Origin of the sequence: Mesorhizobium sp. M1143, from assembly GCF_040318435.1 — a bacterium.
Lineage (GTDB): Bacteria > Pseudomonadota > Alphaproteobacteria > Rhizobiales > Rhizobiaceae > Mesorhizobium.
Genome location: NZ_JAMYMJ010000013.1, coordinates 34,288 through 49,641 on the forward strand (window position 1 = coordinate 34,288; position 15,354 = coordinate 49,641).

At 66.1% G+C, this 15,354-nt stretch carries 11 protein-coding genes; 8 read left to right on the forward strand and 3 right to left on the reverse strand.

Annotated features, from left to right (window positions below; all coding sequences use genetic code 11):
* Window positions 1-184 precede the first annotated feature (184 nt).
* Window positions 185-1,300 carry an anhydro-N-acetylmuramic acid kinase gene (locus NKH35_RS12305; protein ID WP_023709949.1) on the forward strand — a complete coding sequence of 372 codons (1,116 nt, stop codon included), beginning with the start codon at window positions 185-187 and terminating at the stop codon, window positions 1,298-1,300.
* Here NKH35_RS12305 and NKH35_RS12310 read toward each other — a convergent pair.
* Together NKH35_RS12310 and NKH35_RS12315 are read right to left on the reverse strand one after the other, a co-directional pair.
* The gene (locus NKH35_RS12310) at window positions 1,297-1,716 is read right to left on the reverse strand and encodes a GNAT family N-acetyltransferase (RefSeq protein WP_023684459.1); all 420 of its coding nucleotides are present in this window, start codon (window positions 1,714-1,716) and stop codon (window positions 1,297-1,299) included. The two genes, NKH35_RS12305 and NKH35_RS12310, sit on opposite strands and share 4 nt — an antisense overlap.
* Window positions 1,717-1,776: 60 nt before the next feature.
* On the reverse strand, window positions 1,777-2,955 hold the full coding sequence (locus NKH35_RS12315; protein WP_352914696.1) for an MFS transporter: 1,179 nt from the start codon (window positions 2,953-2,955) through the stop codon (window positions 1,777-1,779).
* A 48-nt stretch (window positions 2,956-3,003) separates the two neighbouring features.
* Between NKH35_RS12315 and NKH35_RS12320 the strand changes: the two genes are divergently transcribed.
* From NKH35_RS12320 to NKH35_RS12345, 6 genes are all read left to right on the forward strand, one after another.
* Window positions 3,004-3,543, forward strand: coding sequence for an Lrp/AsnC family transcriptional regulator (locus NKH35_RS12320; RefSeq protein WP_023724276.1), 540 nt, complete (start codon window positions 3,004-3,006; stop codon window positions 3,541-3,543).
* A 98-nt stretch (window positions 3,544-3,641) separates the two neighbouring features.
* On the forward strand, window positions 3,642-5,045 hold the full coding sequence (locus NKH35_RS12325) for an SWIM zinc finger family protein (RefSeq protein ID WP_352711047.1): 1,404 nt from the start codon (window positions 3,642-3,644) through the stop codon (window positions 5,043-5,045).
* Entirely contained in the window at window positions 5,042-6,478 is a 1,437-nt protein-coding gene (locus NKH35_RS12330) for a DUF5691 domain-containing protein (RefSeq protein ID WP_352909779.1), read from the forward strand. The genes NKH35_RS12325 and NKH35_RS12330 overlap by 4 nt, the downstream gene beginning before the upstream one ends.
* Window positions 6,479-6,497: 19 nt before the next feature.
* Window positions 6,498-7,577 (forward strand): ATP-binding protein, encoded by a 1,080-nt coding sequence (locus NKH35_RS12335; protein ID WP_023687038.1) that lies wholly within the window; start codon window positions 6,498-6,500, stop codon window positions 7,575-7,577.
* A 4-nt stretch (window positions 7,578-7,581) separates the two neighbouring features.
* The gene (locus NKH35_RS12340; protein ID WP_023708142.1) at window positions 7,582-9,834 is read left to right on the forward strand and encodes a DUF5682 family protein; all 2,253 of its coding nucleotides are present in this window, start codon (window positions 7,582-7,584) and stop codon (window positions 9,832-9,834) included.
* A 2-nt stretch (window positions 9,835-9,836) separates the two neighbouring features.
* On the forward strand, window positions 9,837-11,072 hold the full coding sequence (locus NKH35_RS12345; protein ID WP_023704819.1) for a VWA domain-containing protein: 1,236 nt from the start codon (window positions 9,837-9,839) through the stop codon (window positions 11,070-11,072).
* Here NKH35_RS12345 and tssH read toward each other — a convergent pair whose 3' ends face one another.
* Window positions 11,073-13,847, reverse strand: coding sequence for a type VI secretion system ATPase TssH (tssH, locus tag NKH35_RS12350; RefSeq protein WP_023756334.1), 2,775 nt, complete (start codon window positions 13,845-13,847; stop codon window positions 11,073-11,075). It lies immediately after the preceding gene.
* A 325-nt stretch (window positions 13,848-14,172) separates the two neighbouring features.
* Here tssH and tssA point away from each other — a divergent pair, with 325 nt between their 5' ends.
* The gene (gene tssA / locus NKH35_RS12355; protein ID WP_352914699.1) at window positions 14,173-15,351 is read left to right on the forward strand and encodes a type VI secretion system protein TssA; all 1,179 of its coding nucleotides are present in this window, start codon (window positions 14,173-14,175) and stop codon (window positions 15,349-15,351) included.
* Window positions 15,352-15,354: the final 3 nt, after the last annotated feature.

Genomic DNA, 15,354 nt, shown 5'->3' on the forward strand with positions numbered 1-15,354 from the left:
TCTCATAGCTGGCGTCTTGAGCGGCGAGACGCAAGAACGACGTTGCTCGATTTTCGCTGTTCGGTGAAAAACCCTGCCGGCAGGTTCGGAGCAATCGACCGCGGCCAGGGTCTTGCCTGGCGAGACAATCCGTCCGACAGGTGATTGCGTTGGAATCGCAAACGGTGTCGCAAGGGAGTCGACCGTGGAACCAATCTGGGCCGTCGGCCTGATGACCGGCACCGTGCTTGACGGCAATATCGACGTGGCGCTGATCAAGACCGATGGCGAGCGGATCGCCGATTTCGGCACCTATACGCTGGCCCCCTACCCCGCAGCGATCCGTGCCTTGCTGGAGGAGACGCTGCGTCAGGCCCGGGTGTGGAATTTCGACGGGCCGGAGCCGGCGATCTTTGCCGAAGCCGAGGAGGCGCTGACGCGGGCGCAGTCGGCGGCGGTGAAGGACCTTGTCGAAAGCTACGGCCTGACCATGGGCGATATCGGCGTGGTCGGTTTTCACGGCCAAACCGTGCTGCATCGTGCCCCGCAACCCGGGCGGCGCGGCGATACGCGCCAGTTGGGCGATGGCGCGCTGATGCATTCCATTTTGGGCGCCAAGGTCGCCTATGATTTCCGCTCGGACGATGTGCGCGCTGGCGGCCAGGGCGCACCACTGGCGGCTGCCTACCACGCGGCGCTTTTGAGGGAAGCCGACGCCAGCGGGGACACCGCTGTGCTCAATCTCGGCGGTGTCGGCAACGTCACTTGGTGGGACGGCAAGGACAACATCGTCGCCTTCGACACTGGCCCGGCCAACGCGCCGCTCAACGATTTCATCAAGGCAAACGGCCTCGGCGAGATGGACCGCGACGGCGCACTGGGCGCGGCCGGCACCGTCGATGAAGTGCGGCTGGCCAAATTGCTCCAGCATCCGTATCTGACCAAGCCCTATCCGAAATCGCTCGACCGTTTCGACTTCGGCGCCGCCATGGCCGACGGCCTCGGCGCAGAGGATGGGGCGGCGACGCTGACGGCCTTCACCGTCTCGGCCGTCGGCAAGGCGCTCGATTTGTTGCCGCGCCGGCCGAAGCGGCTGGCGGTCAGTGGCGGCGGCCGCCGCAACCCGACGATGATGGCGATGCTGGCGAGGCGCGCCAACGTCGAGGTTGTGCAGGCCGAGACACTGGGCTGGAAAGGCGATGCGGTGGAGGCCGAATGCTTTGCCTTCCTTGCCGTGCGCGTGCTGCGCGGCCTGCCGATCAGCTTTCCCAGCACCACCGGCGTGCCGCGGCCGATGCAAGGCGGGCGGCTGGCAGGTTAGAGCTTCTTCTGCAGGAAGATGCGGCTGCGGCCGACGGGAAAGTCAGGCAGTTCGCCGAAGCGCCGGTAGCCTTGCCGCTCATAGACTTTGGCCGCTGTCGGATTGAACGTATCAATCCAGGCGTTTTGGCAGCCGCGCTTGACCGCTTCCTCCTCGGCAGCGCCCAGCATGTCGCCGGCCATATGCCGGCCGCGCAGGCGTTCGTCGACCCACAGCCACTGCACATAGAGCCAGCCCCAGGCGGTGTATCCCGAAATGCCGGCGACGACAGCGCCGTGCTCATCACGAACGAAGACGGCGATCGGCTTGCGGCCGGAGGGGCCGACATCGCCGTCATTGAACGCCGTCAGCCGCTCGGCCAGGAAGGCGAGGTCGTCTGACGAGGGGTCGGCAGTGGTTTCAAGCGTCGTCTTCATCCGGGCGGGGCTCGCATGGCAAGCCAAGCTCTAGCGAAGGACGGGATGAGAACGCAAGCTTTACGGCTTGATGGGCAGCGGCGATCGCCATGACCCCGCTGCTGCCGCAACCAGCATCAGCACGGCGGCGACGATGGCGCAGATGGCAAAGCCGAACGATGAATAAAGCGGCCCGAAGCTGGTGGTGCCGATGAAGACGGCGAGGTAGGTGACCGAGCTGTTCAGGCCCATGATGGTGCCACGGCGCGACGGATCGAGCGCGGTAAGGCGCATCACCAGCACGTTCAGGCCGAAATGATTGGCAAGGCCCCAGATGGCGATCATAGCCAGGATCAGCACGAAATTGCTGCTTGCGAGCGCGATCGCGACATAGACGACGGCGACCAGCAGATAGGCGAAAGGCATGACGCGCCGTGCGCCGATGCGGTCGATGACGCCGTCGAGGAAGGCCGCGGCGCCCAACCCCGCGCCGTAGGCGAGTGCGGCCAGCGCATTGGCGCTGCCGGGCTCGCCCAGATCCTGGTGCAGATGATCGCCGAGATAGCCGTAGACGCCGTAAAAAGCGGTCATGAAGGCGGTGCAGGCGATGAGCAGCGGCACGATGCCCGGAATGGCCAGCGCAACGAACGGCGACGGCGCCGGGCCGCTCTTCCTGACGTCGCTGAGCGAGGTCATCGACAAGGCAGCAAGCGCAATGGCGGAAAGCACCGCGACGGCGGCGAAGACGGCGCGCCAGTGCACGAGATCGGCAAGCACGGCCGACAGCGACACGCCGGCCACCATGGAGACCGTCCAGCCGGTCAGCACGACGCCGATCGTGCCGCTTTCGCGGCCGGGCGGCGCAATTGCCGCTGCACTGGCATAGATGGCCGGCATGGCGACGCCGGCGGCGATGCCGGCGACGGCCTGGGCCGCGACCCGCATGATCACCGTCGGCGCCAGCGCGCGGGCGAGAAGCCCGACCGTCAGCAACAGCAGAGCGCCCTGCAGCATGCGGCGGGCGCCGACGCCGTCGATATAGCGGGCGAGGAACAAAGCGCTGGCGGAAGTGCCGAGACCGAAGGCAGCCGACGCGGCCATCACCGCCGGCACGCTGGTGCCGAAGGATGCGGCGACTGCCGGAGCAATTGGACCCAGGACCAGCGAGTTCGAGCCGATGACGGCGATGCAGCCGGTCAGGAGATAGGCCAGCGCCGGGATCGGCTGATGGAGCGTTGCAGCTTGATGCGCGTTCGTCATCGGGTCATAATGGCCGAACTGAATTCCGCGACAACAAGGAATTTCGATATGGACGAAGAAACAGATGGGGTTCTGCAGAATAAGGTAGCTCCCCGAGAGCTCGACGCAATCGACCGAAAAATATTAGGCGTGCTGGTCGAGGATGCGACGATCAGCTACGCCGAACTTGGCGAACGCGTCTGCCTGTCGCCGCCGGCGGCGCATGAGCGGGTCAAGCGCCTGCGGCGCAGCGGCGCCATCCGCGGCACGGCTGTGATCATCGACCCGAAGGCGGTGAAAAAGCCGCTGCTCACCTTCGTGCATATCGATACCAAGGGCTGGGGCAAGACGCCGGAGCTGATGGCCGTTTCGCAATATCCTGAGGTCGAGGAAATCCATTCGGTGGCCGGCGACACCTGCCTGCTGCTCAAGGTCCGCACCGAGGACACCAGGGCGCTCGAAGGCCTGCTGGCGCGTCTCTACGAAACGCCCGGCGTCACCTCGACGCGAAGCTATGTCGTGCTGTCGACCTATCTCGAGCGCCCGGTGCAGCCCGAGATCACCGCGCAATGGCCGACGCCCCGGCATATGGCCACGCCGTTGTACTGATCTGCGCTATCTTCGTCTTGCCGGGGCCACAACAATCCTTCACAAACGGCACCCTATATTGATGCCAGGCATTGATTTGGGGTGACGAGAGGCGCGGCTTGGAATTCGAACTGAAAACCATCGAGGCGCTGGCCCCCGATCAGGCGTCGCTAAGCGCCGCCTCGAAGCTCACCAAGCGCTCGAACTGGCCGCGGCTGGAGAAGAACGAGCAGCAGGCGCTGATCTGGGGCGAATGCCAGGGCTCGGGATCCAACCCCTATCGCACCGTCGTCGACACCGGCGACCACGGCTACAAATGCACCTGCCCGTCGCGAAAATTTCCCTGCAAGCACACGCTGGCGCTGATGTGGATCGCCGCCACGGCGCCGGCCAGCTTCACATCAGCCGAAACAACGCCGGAATGGGTCAATGACTGGCTTGGCCGGCGCAGGAAGAGTGCGCCCCCGCCGGTCGACGCAAAGTCTGGCAGGGGCGCGTCTGGCAAGAGCATTGGCGAGGCCTCGCAGGCAGAGGAAAGCACCGTCGATGACGCCGCCGCGACGGAGCGCCGCGAGACGGCGCAGCGCAAGCGGGCGGAAGATACGCGCACCGCGGTGGCAGGCGCGCTGGACGAACTCGACCAGTGGATTGCCGACCAGCTGCGGCTCGGCCTTTCCGCCTTTGCCGACGCCAGCAGCGAGCGCTGCCGCCGCATTGCCGCCAGGCTGGTCGACATGAAAGCAACGGCGCTTGCGGGACGCATCGACGAAATCCCGGCCCGGCTAATGGCGCTGCGCAGCGAGGAACGGCCGGACGCGGCGATCCGCGAACTCGGCAAGCTGGTTTTGCTGGCCAAGGCCTGGCGCTCGGCGCCAGACGATCCCGAATTGAAGCGGCTGGTGTCGGCATCCGAAACCCGCGACCAGGTGCTGGCCAATCCCGATGCAAGACAGGTCGACAGCCAGTGGGAAGTCATCGGCGAGAAGATCGAGACCCGCCGCGACGGCCTTGTCAGCCATTCTACCTGGCTGCTCGACCTGAAAAGCCCGACGCCGCAATTTGCGCTGCTACTCGATTTCTTTCCGGCCTCGGCCGGCCGCCGCTCTGCCGCGTTCACACCTGGCGACCGGTTCGATGCAAGGCTGGTGTTCTATCCGTCACGCCAACGGCTGCGGGCGCTGGTAGCGGAGCGCAAGGGCGATGTCGTGTCGGGCGCCTGGCCGGATTTCGGCCTCGGCATTGTCAAGGATCCGCTGGCGGCGCATGCGGCGCACCAGGACGCAGCACCCTGGTCGACCGATAGCCCGCTGATGCTGCCTGCCGGCGCGATCCTGCTCGATGAGCGCGGCACCGCCTGGTGGCAAGCGGCGCACGACCCGCAAGGGATCGCCCTGCCTGTTAGCGGGACCGTCGATCAGACCGTGCTTGGCCTCGACCTCGCGGCCACGGCAGCGCTTTGGAACGGCGCGCGGCTCGATCTGCTGGCCGCGCAAAGCGGCTTCGGGAGGCTCGATCTGTCATGAACGAGCTCGAACTAACCGGCCTGGCGACGATGCGCGACTGCTGGATCACCGGCGGAACCGCATTCGATCTGGCGCCAACCGCATGGAAGGAGATCGCGGGTGGCGCAAGCCCAGACGAACGGGAGCGACGTCTGCTGGCGATCGCGGCGCAGGCGCTCGATGTCGGCCTGCGGCCGTCGGCGCCGAAGACGCTGAAGCGGCGCCCGCCGCTGCCGAGGCTTGGCCTGCCGCTGCTGCCGGAGCGGTTGCGGCCGCTGTTGCGGGCGGCCCTGAAGAACGCCGCCGATGCGCAGCGCAAGTCGCGTGTCGCGACGCTCGTCGCCAGCCGCGGCTACGTGCTGCATCCGATGGACTGGATGCCGTCGGCATCAGACCAGAACAGCCCTGACATCTATGCGCCGTGGATCGACTGGCAGGCCAGCGTCGAGGGGCTGAAGATTGCCCCGCAGGAGCAGCTGACGGCGCAGAACTGGGATGACTTTTACCCCGCCGCGCGCCGTATCGCGTTGGCCGAGATGCGCCGTCGCGATCCGGCCACGGCCCGCAGCCTGATGGAAGCCAAGGCGACGGGCGAGCCGGCTGAAGTCCGGCTGGCGCTCATCGAACTCATGCATTTCAACCTGACGCCCACGGACGCGCCATTCCTGAAAAGCCTGGCCACCGACCGCTCCGGCAAGGTGCGGGAGCTGGCGGGCCGGCTGCTGGCAAGGCTGGGCGAGCATGGCTGGCCGGGCAACGACGGAGCCGACGACCCCGTTGCCGAACTCGCCGCCTTCATCACAGAAGGCAAATCCGGCTTCATCCGCCGCCGCACCACCTACACGCCGGCAAAGCTCAAATCGCCGGCGCAGGAAAAGCGCCGCGCCGAATTGTTCGAGACCTGCAACCTGGTCGACCTCGCTTCCCGATTTGGGGTCAGCGAACCCGATTTCATTGCAGCCTGGCAATTCGGTGCCGACAAAAATGCGGACATCCAGATCTCACGAATGGTCGCAGCGTCGGGCAGCGACGCTGCCGTAACGCAGATGGCCGACACACTAGTCGCCGGGGGAGGCAAGCCGGCACTATTCGTGCTGCACCTGACACCGCGCCTGGATAGCCGCAGGAAGCGTGTCCTGGTCAGACTGATCCTGAAAGATACGCCGCAGTATATTAGCGCGCTCACCCTTGCCGAGGGCTTCGAAGCCAACTGGCTGGAATGGCCCGACATGACGAACGGCCAGGGCTTGGCGGCATTGCGTTCGGCTGTCGCCGGCGATGATGACGCTATGAAGCGAACCGCCGACGACCTGCTGGAAACGATGGGCTTTCTGGCCACTGCGGCGACAGGGGAAAAATTGATCGAGCATGTCGTTGCGGCTGGCATGCCGCCGGCGGCAGCCTCGCTCGCTTTCCTGCGCCTCAACGCGGCCCTGACGGGAACCAACACATGACAATCCGGAGAACACCACCATGAACGCAGCCATCCGCCTCCCTGTCGAGCAGGCCTATGCCGCTGAACTGCAGGCGCTGGCGCGCAATGACGAACGCCAGAAGCCGGCCGGATGGAGCCTGTCGCCGAAGGCCGTGCTGACCTATCTGCTCGGCGGCAAGGCAAGCGACGGCACCGTGATATCGCCGAAATATGTTGGCCGCCGCCGGCTGATGGAAACCGCGGTGGCGACACTCGCTACCGACCGCGCGCTGCTGTTGCTCGGCGTTCCCGGCACCGCCAAGTCCTGGGTGTCGGAACATCTCGCCGCCGCCATCATGGGCAACTCGACGCTAATCGTGCAGTGCACGGCCGGCACCGACGAGAACCAGGTCCGCTACGGCTGGAACTATGCGCAGCTTTTGGCCAAAGGGCCGAGCCAGGAGGCGCTGGTGCCGACGCCGCTCTACCGCGCCATGGAGAGCGGCAAGCTATGCCGCCTGGAAGAGTTGACGCGCATGGGCTCCGATGTACAGGATACGCTGATCACCGTGCTGTCGGAAAAGATGATGCCGATCCCGGAACTCAACACGTCGCTCTATGCCCAGCGCGGCTTCAACATCATCGCCACCGCAAACAACCGCGACAAGGGCGTCAACGAGCTGTCCTCGGCGCTGAAACGCCGCTTCAATGTGGTGGTGCTGCCGCTGCCCGAGGACATGGCGGAAGAGGTGGCGATCGTCTCCAAGCGGGTCGACGAGATGGCCGGCGGGCTCGACCTGCCGGTGCCGAAAAATGTCGGCGAGGAGATCGCTCGCGTGTTGACCATTTTCCGCGAGCTGCGCTCGGGCGCAACCGCCGACGGCAAGGTGACGCTAAAGACGCCTTCGGGTTCGCTCTCGACCGCCGAGGCGATCGCCACCATGGTCGGCGGCCTCAGCCAGGCGGCGTGGTTCGACAGCGGCAAGCTCGGCGCCGAAGGCCTCGCCGCCAGCCTTGTCGGCGCCATCGTCAAGGACCCGGTGCAGGACAAGGTGGTGCTGGAGGAATATCTCGAAACGGTGCTCAAGAAGCGGCCGGACTATGCCGGCTATTACGCGGCGCTGAACGCAGCGATCTGAGGTCATGAGCGACGTCGCCTATTTCGGCATCCGCCATCACGGGCCGGGCTCCGCCGACAGCCTGGTGCAGGCGCTGCGGGACTTGCAGCCGGTCGCGGTGCTGATCGAAGGGCCGAGCGACGCGTCCGCCCTGCTGCCATTGCTGGCGCGCCCGCAGATGCAGCCGCCGGTGGCGCTGCTCTGCTACCCCGAGGACGATCCGGCCGCGACAAGTTTCTGGCCGTTCGCCGAGTTCTCGCCGGAATACCAGGCGGCGGTGTGGGCGGTGGAGAACAAGGCGGCATTGCGGTTCATCGACCTGCCGTCATCGGCACGGTTCGCGGCACCGGCAACCGACGACACCGACAAAACGGCTGACGCCGACAAGCCCGAACCCAAGGACGAAACCGGTGAGGATGGCGAGCCCGCATCGCATCGCGACCCGATCGGCACGCTGGCTGCGGCCGCCGGCTATGAAGATGGCGAAAGCTGGTGGGCCGACATTATCGAGCAGAATCCGCAGCCGGGTCCAATCTTCGCTGCCATCACCGATGCGATGACGACGCTGCGCGACGGCGAAGGTGCGATCGCGCCGTTCGAGGCCAAGCGTGAAGCGCATATGCGATTGGAAATCGCCGCCGCGCGCAAGGAATTCGCCGGACCGATCGCCGTCGTCTGCGGCGCATGGCATGTGCCGGCCCTGCAGGCCGCGCACACGCAGAAGAACGACCAGGCGCTGATCAAGGGAATTGCCCGGCGCAAAAGCATCATGACATGGGCGCCATGGACCGGGCCGCGTCTTGCGCTGGGCTATGGTTATGGCGCTGGCGTCGTCGCGCCCGGCTGGTGCAAACATCTGTGGCTCACACGAGGGCGGCGCGACGCCGCGACGCTGTGGCTGGCGACGATCGCGGCGGTGCTGCGGGCGAAGGGCCATCTGGTGTCGACCGCGTCGCTGATCGAGGCCGAGCGGCTTGCGCGCACACTGGCTGCCATTCGCGAGCGGCCGAAGCCCGGCTTCGAGGAATTGCGCGATGCCGCGATCGCGGCGCTGTTCAACGGCGAAGCGGTGCTGTGGGCGCTGGTCGAGGCCGAGCTGCTTTTGGGCGCGGATGTCGGCGAGATTCCGCCCGACACGCCGCTGGCGCCGCTGATCGAGGACCTGCAGCGCAACCAGAAGGCGGCGCGGCTGAAGCCGGAGGCGCTGGAACGCGAGCTGTCGGTCGATCTGCGCAGCGAAAGCGGACTGTTTCGTTCGACATTGCTGCACCGGCTGAACGTGCTTGGCGTGCAATGGGGCAGGCTGGCCGACGCCGGCCGCAGCCGCGGCACCTTTCGCGAAAAATGGACGCTGGCCTGGGAGCCGGAATATGCCGTGCGCCTGGTCGAGAACCTGATCTACGGCCCGACTATCGAAAAGGCCGCCAATGGCCGCCTGATCCAGATGCTCGGTGCGGCCGCGAGCCTCGACACGCTTGCCGCCCTTGTCCAGAGCGCCATTACCGCGGATCTGTCGGAGGCCGCGAGCGCCGGCCTTGTAGCGTTGGAGGCGCGCGCAGCGCACAGCAGCGAATGCCTGGAGATGCTGGCCTCGGTGCCGCCGCTTGCCGACATCATCCGTTACGGCGAGGCGCGCAAGACCGAAACTAACCGGCTGTCCGGTTTGTTGGAACGGTTGATCGTCGAAGGCGCGATCGCGCTGCCCTATGCGGTGCGCGACCTGGACGAGCAGGCCGCCACCACGCTGGTCGGTGCTGTGCGCAAGGCCGACACGGCGATCCGGCTGGTCGAGCCCGGCGAAGGCGTGCTCGATGCATGGCGCAACGGCCTGACCGGCGTGCTGGAAGGTCCGGGCTCGACGGCGCTGCTCGCCGGCTGCGCCGCGCATCTGCTCTATGAAGCCGGCCAACTGTCGGCAGAGGATGCCGCCGGGCTGCTCGGACGCAGGCTGTCGCCGGGGACGCCGGTCGCCCAGGCAGCGGGGTTCTTCGAAGGTTTCTTCAGCACTGCCGGCCAGCGGCTGATCTACGACGAGGGCCTGCGCGGCGCCGTCGATGGGTGGCTGAAATCGCTCGACGAGGACGCTTTCATCGCGCATCTGCCATTGCTGCGCCGCGTCTTCTCCAATCTGGACTCGATGGAGCGGCGGCGGTTGATCGAGGCCGTGCTCGGCCGCACCGCAAGGTTGCCGGCCGGCCTGACGCCGGCGCCGGATGGCGGCGAGGGCTGGCGCCGTCACCTGGAGCGGCTTGGGCCATTGCTGGCGGGCGGAGTGTGACAATGGATGACGAAGCCGAAGTGCCCGAACCCGGCCCAGCATCCTCCGATAGCGGGCGCGAGCGCCGCTGGCGGCTGGCGATCGGCGCCGATGACGAGGCTTCCTCCGCCCTTTCCAGTGATGACAAAAAACTGTCTTCGGCGCTCGATGCGCTTTACGGCGACGGCGCCAATGCGGATGCCGACCCGCGCAAGCGGCGCGGCGGGCTCGGCCGCTCGGCGCCACGCGTGGCGCAATGGATGGGCGATATCCGCTCCTTCTTTCCCGCCCAGGTGGTCCAGATCGTCCAGAAGGATGCCTTTGAGCGGCTGAACCTGAAGCAGATGCTGATGGAGCCGGAATTCCTCAAGGCGATCGAGGCCGACGTCAACCTCGTCGCCGACCTGATCTCGCTGCGTTCGGTGATGCCGGCCAAGACCAAGGACATCGCCCGCACCATTATCGCCGACATCGTTGCCAAGCTGATGCAGCGGCTGGAGCAGAAGACCGCCGAGGCGATCCGTGGCGCGCTCGACAAGTCGCGACGCACCAACCGGCCGCGCCAACGCGACATTGACTGGCCGCGCACCATCTCGGCCAATCTTCGCCACTACCAGCCTGAGCACAAAACCGTCGTGCCGGAAAAACTGGTCGGCTTCATGCGCAAGCAACGCCGGCTGGTCGATCTCGACGAAGTGGTGCTGTGCGTCGACCAGTCCGGCTCGATGGCGAGCTCGGTGATCTACGCCTCGATTTTCGCCGCGGTGATGGCGTCGCTGCCGGTCGTGCGCACCAAGCTGGTCTGTTTCGACACGGCCATCGTCGACCTGACCGAAGAGCTCAGCGACCCGGTCGAGGTGCTGTTTGGCGTGCAGCTCGGCGGCGGCACCGACATCAACCAGGCGGTCGCCTATTGCGCCGACCGCATCGAGCGGCCGACCAAATCCCACTTCGTGCTGATCACCGACCTCTATGAGGGCGGCAACGGCCAGGACTTGCTGCGGCGGCTTGCGGCGCTGGTCCGGTCCGGCGTCAATGTCATCGTGCTGTTGGCGCTGACCGATCAGGGCCGGCCGGGCTATGATCAGGCGATGTCGGCTTCGGTCGCGGCACTTGGCATACCGGTCTTCGCCTGCACGCCGGACCTGTTTCCCGACATGATGGCGGCGGCGTTGCGGCGCGAGGATATCGGCGCCTGGGCAGCCGGCGCCGACATAAAGCTGATCCGCGCCGAGACGGAGCCGAGCAGTCAGGCCTGACTATTCGAACGAATAGGCAAACCCGTCAGTGGAAGCGCTGACGGTCACCTTGGTCATCTTCTCGCCGTCGAGCGACCGGTTCAGCACGCCGCGGCTGAGTTCCGGCAACAGCGTGTTGGTGAGGATGGCGTCGATCATGCGGCCACCAGACTCGATTTCGGTGCAGCGCGCCTTGACCAGCGCCATGACGCCGTCGCCGATCACCAGTTCGGCGTCGTGGCTGGCGCGCAGCCGCCGCGCGATCTTGCCGAACTGATGGCGGGTGATGGCCTCGATCATCGAATCCGAGAGCGGATAGTAAGGGATGGTCACGACGCGGCCGAGGAAGGCCGCTGGAAACACCTTCAGCAGTGGAGCGCGCAGTGCAGCATCGAGGCCGTCGAGCCCTGCCCTCACCGTGCCGTTGCCGGTCCGCTCCATGATGACTTCGGAGCCGACATTGGACGTCAGCAGGATCAGCGTGTTCTTGAAGTCGATGCGCCTTCCCTCGCTGTCATCCATCATGCCCTTGTCGAAGACCTGGAAAAAGATCTCGTGGACGTCGGGATGGGCCTTCTCGACCTCGTCGAGCAGGATCACCGAATAGGGTTTTCGGCGCACGGCCTCGGTGAGAATGCCACCCTTGCCGTAGCCGACATAGCCGGGCGGTGCGCCCTTGAGCGTCGAGACGGTGTGCGCCTCCTGGAATTCGGACATGTTGATCGAGATCAGGTTCTGCTCGCCGCCATAGAGCGTCTCGGCCAGCGCCAGGGCCGTCTCGGTCTTGCCGACACCTGAGGGGCCGCAGAGCAGGAACACGCCGACCGGCTTTTCCGGCGCTCCGAGCCCGGCGCGGCTGGTCTGCACGCGCTTGGCAATCATCTCCATGGCGTGATCCTGGCCGACGACACGTTCGGACAGCGTGGTGGCCAGCTTGAGCGCCTTTTCGGTCTGGCTGGACAGCATCCGTCCCGTCGGGATGCCGGTCCAGTCCTGGACCACGGCAGCGACCGCATTGCGGTCGACCGACGGCAGGATCAGCGGCGTCTCGCCTTGCGCGGTGGCAAGCTCGGCCATGAGTTCACGCAGCCGCGCCAGATCGGCGACAGGATCTGACGGCGCAGCTTCGGCCGCCGGCGCTTCGGTCTCGGACGTTTCGGCCTTGGGCGTCTCGGCCTTGGGCACCTTGGTCTTTTCTTCGTCCGGCGCTGCCGGTTCGGCATCGGCCTCAGCTGTCGCCACCGCATCGAGCGGGACGCCGTCGCCGCGCAGCCGCGCGCGCAGTTCGAGGATCTCGGCAACCAGCGCCTTTTCGCGCTCCCAGCGCTCCTCGGCGGCGGCGAGCATGGTCCCCGTCTCAGTGAGCCCGGCCTCGACCCGCGCCTGCCGGTCAGTTACTTCGATGCCGATCGCTGCCTCGCGGCCGATGATGCCGCTTTCGACTTCCAGCGCCTGGCGGCGCCGCAAAATGTCCTCTACTTCGGCCGGCGTCGCATGCTGCGAGATCGCGACCCTGGCGCAAGCGGTGTCGAGCAGGCTGACCGCCTTGTCGGGCAATTGCCGCGCCGGGATGTAGCGATGCGACAGGCCGACCGCCGCCTCGATCGCCTCGTCCAGGATCTGCACTTCGTGATGCTGTTCGAGCACGCCGGCTACACCGCGCAGCATGAGCACGGCGACCGCTTCCGACGGCTCGTCGATCTTGACCACCTGGAAACGGCGGGTCAGCGCCGGGTCCTTTTCGATGTGCTGCTTGTACTCGGCCCAGGTCGTTGCCGCGATGGTGCGCAGTTCGCCGCGCGCCAGCGCCGGCTTCAAGAGATTGGCGGCATCGCCGGTTCCCGCCGCACCGCCGGCGCCGATCAGCGTGTGCGCCTCGTCGATGAATAGGATGACCGGCGTTTCGGAGGATTGCACCTCGTCGATCACCGCCTTCAGGCGCTTCTCGAACTCGCCCTTGACGCTGGCGCCGGCCTGCATCAGGCCGACGTCGAGCATGCGCACGCTGATGCCTTGCAGCGGCGGCGGCACGTCGCCCTGGGCGATGCGCAGGGCAAAGCCCTCGACCACCGCGGTCTTGCCGACACCGGCCTCGCCGGTCAGGATCGGGTTGTTCTGCCGGCGGCGCATCAGGATATCGATGATCTGCCGGATCTCCGGGTCGCGGCCGACGACCGGGTCGATCTTGCCGTCATGGGCGCGCTGGGTGAGGTCGGTGGCGTATTTGGCCAGCGCCGAATCCCCGCCCGGAGCGCGCCGCGGCGCCTCCGCGGTGGGAGCCACAGCTGCCATGGCGCCGGCTTCGAGCGAGCCCTCCACCACCTCGGCAAAGCGGGCGATGACCCCGTCGGCGTCGATCTTGTCGAATTCGCCGCTGATCTTCGCCATCAGGCCTTCCAGCACCGGCGTCTTCAGGCAGGCGAGCACGATATGGGCGCTGCGGACCTCCTCCATGCCAAATTCCAGCGTCGCCAGGTTCCAGGCTTCCTGGATGGCGTGGAAAATGTGGTCGGAAAATTCCTCGATCGAGGTGGCGCCGTAGGGCAGCTTGTCGACGGCGCGGGTCATTTCGCTGGTAAGCCGGCTGGCATCGACGCCGGCATCGGCAATGATCATCTGCACATCCGAACGCTCGGACAGCACCAGTTGTTCTATGAAATGGACGAGTTCGACGTAAGGATTGCCGCGCAGCTTGGCGCTGTCGGCGGCGGCCTTGAAGGCGCGCAGGCAGACCGGATTAAGCTTGCCAACCAGTTCCTTGCGTTTGAACCCCTGCGACGACCGGCGCTGTTCCATCGAACGTGCTCCTGCAATCTGCCCCGTCGACAGCCTGCCACATAAGCAGCCGCTTGACAAAGCGCTTGATGCAGCCGGCCTTTTCCCTTTGTGGAGAGTCCCGCGCCGCCAAATGCAGACAACCACGATTTTTTCTAATCCTATGCGATGCGCTTCACATACGAGGTTGGCCAAGCACGCCATGAATTGCGCCATCCGAGACGCAGTTGCACCGACATTCATTAGCGCTCGTTAACTTTTGAGCGGATGGCGAATTGTGGGAATATGCAACCGTGTGCTAACGTTAGGTCACGTACGGTTTTAGAGCCGGTCGCCGGGGGTATCTGTGATCGATCTCGCACTCTGGCTTGCTCCGCTGGACGGTGAAAATCCGTCAGGCGAAGACTTGCGCAACGATCCGGCTTTTCATGAGCTGGAGCGGCTCACGGAGCCGCAGGTCAAGGTCGTCCATGACGGGCGCAACAAGCCAGCCGCGCAATCGACCATTCCGGTCGACTGGCCTGCCGTGCTCGGCAGGGCCGAGGAGTTGCGTTCGCATGGCCGCGACCTGCGCCTGCTTGTCATTGTCGCCCGGGCGCTGGCCAATGAAGAGGGATTGGCCGGACTGGCACAGGGCCTGACCCTGATTGCAAGGACCTTCGAGACGCATTGGGCGACGATGCACCCGGCGCTGCGGGCCAGCCCCCAACCACGCGAGGCCGCCTTGCGCCGCCTCAACGCGCTCGCCGACCTGCAGAACGGCCAGGAAGGCCTGCTGGCGAACCTCAGGCAAATGGTCTTCTTCGCGCCGCGTCCCATCGGGCCGATCAGCGGACGCGATCTCGAACAGGGTGCGCTCGACGATCGCGTCATGCTTCAGGAAGCGGCGTCGGGATTGAATGCCACGGAGAAGGCAGCGCTGGTCAGCGCGCACGGACAGCTCCTGAACCGGGTGGGCAGCGGTTGTGCCGCCCATCAGGACCAGGCCGGTGAACAGATGACAGCGCTCATCGCCGGGGCGCACGCAGCGATCGAGGCGCTCGACGCGGTCGATACGGCCCTGAATGCCCGTCTTGACAGCAACGGGGCTGCCGTCCCGGACCTGAAACGATTTTTGCAGCGCGTGCTGACGACGCTGGAACGCAACACGGCGGTCGAGACCACGGAAGAGGCAGCGACGAAGGGGGCTGCCAGCCCGGCTGCTCCCCCGGCAAGCCCGGCCGCGCCGGTCAGAAACGGTCATGGAGCCGAGATGATGGCAAGCTACGCGGAGACCGGTGCGGGGCTCCCGGACAGGATTTCCTCGCGCGACGATGTGGTGAAGTGCCTCGACCTTGTGGTCGCGTTCTACGACCGCACCGAGCCGTCGAGTCCGATCCCGCATCTCGCCCGCCGGGTGCGCAGGATGGTGCACATGGATTTCGTTGAACTGATGGAAGACCTCGCCCCGTCGGGGCTCAAGGAATTCCGGCTGCTCGCCGGCGTTCCCGACGCCAAGAAGACTGCCCAGAAGGATGAAAGGTAGCAA

Coding starts and splice junctions, on each gene's coding strand:
- NKH35_RS12310 (WP_023684459.1), bottom strand. CDS start 1,716: ATGAAGACGACGCTTGAAACCACTGCCGACCCCTCGTCAGACGACCTC.
- NKH35_RS12315 (WP_352914696.1), bottom strand. CDS start 2,955: ATGACGAACGCGCATCAAGCTGCAACGCTCCATCAGCCGATCCCGGCG.
- NKH35_RS12320 (WP_023724276.1), top strand. CDS start 3,004: ATGGACGAAGAAACAGATGGGGTTCTGCAGAATAAGGTAGCTCCCCGA.
- NKH35_RS12330 (WP_352909779.1), top strand. CDS start 5,042: ATGAACGAGCTCGAACTAACCGGCCTGGCGACGATGCGCGACTGCTGG.
- NKH35_RS12335 (WP_023687038.1), top strand. CDS start 6,498: ATGAACGCAGCCATCCGCCTCCCTGTCGAGCAGGCCTATGCCGCTGAA.
- NKH35_RS12340 (WP_023708142.1), top strand. CDS start 7,582: ATGAGCGACGTCGCCTATTTCGGCATCCGCCATCACGGGCCGGGCTCC.
- NKH35_RS12345 (WP_023704819.1), top strand. CDS start 9,837: ATGGATGACGAAGCCGAAGTGCCCGAACCCGGCCCAGCATCCTCCGAT.
- tssH (WP_023756334.1), bottom strand. CDS start 13,847: ATGGAACAGCGCCGGTCGTCGCAGGGGTTCAAACGCAAGGAACTGGTT.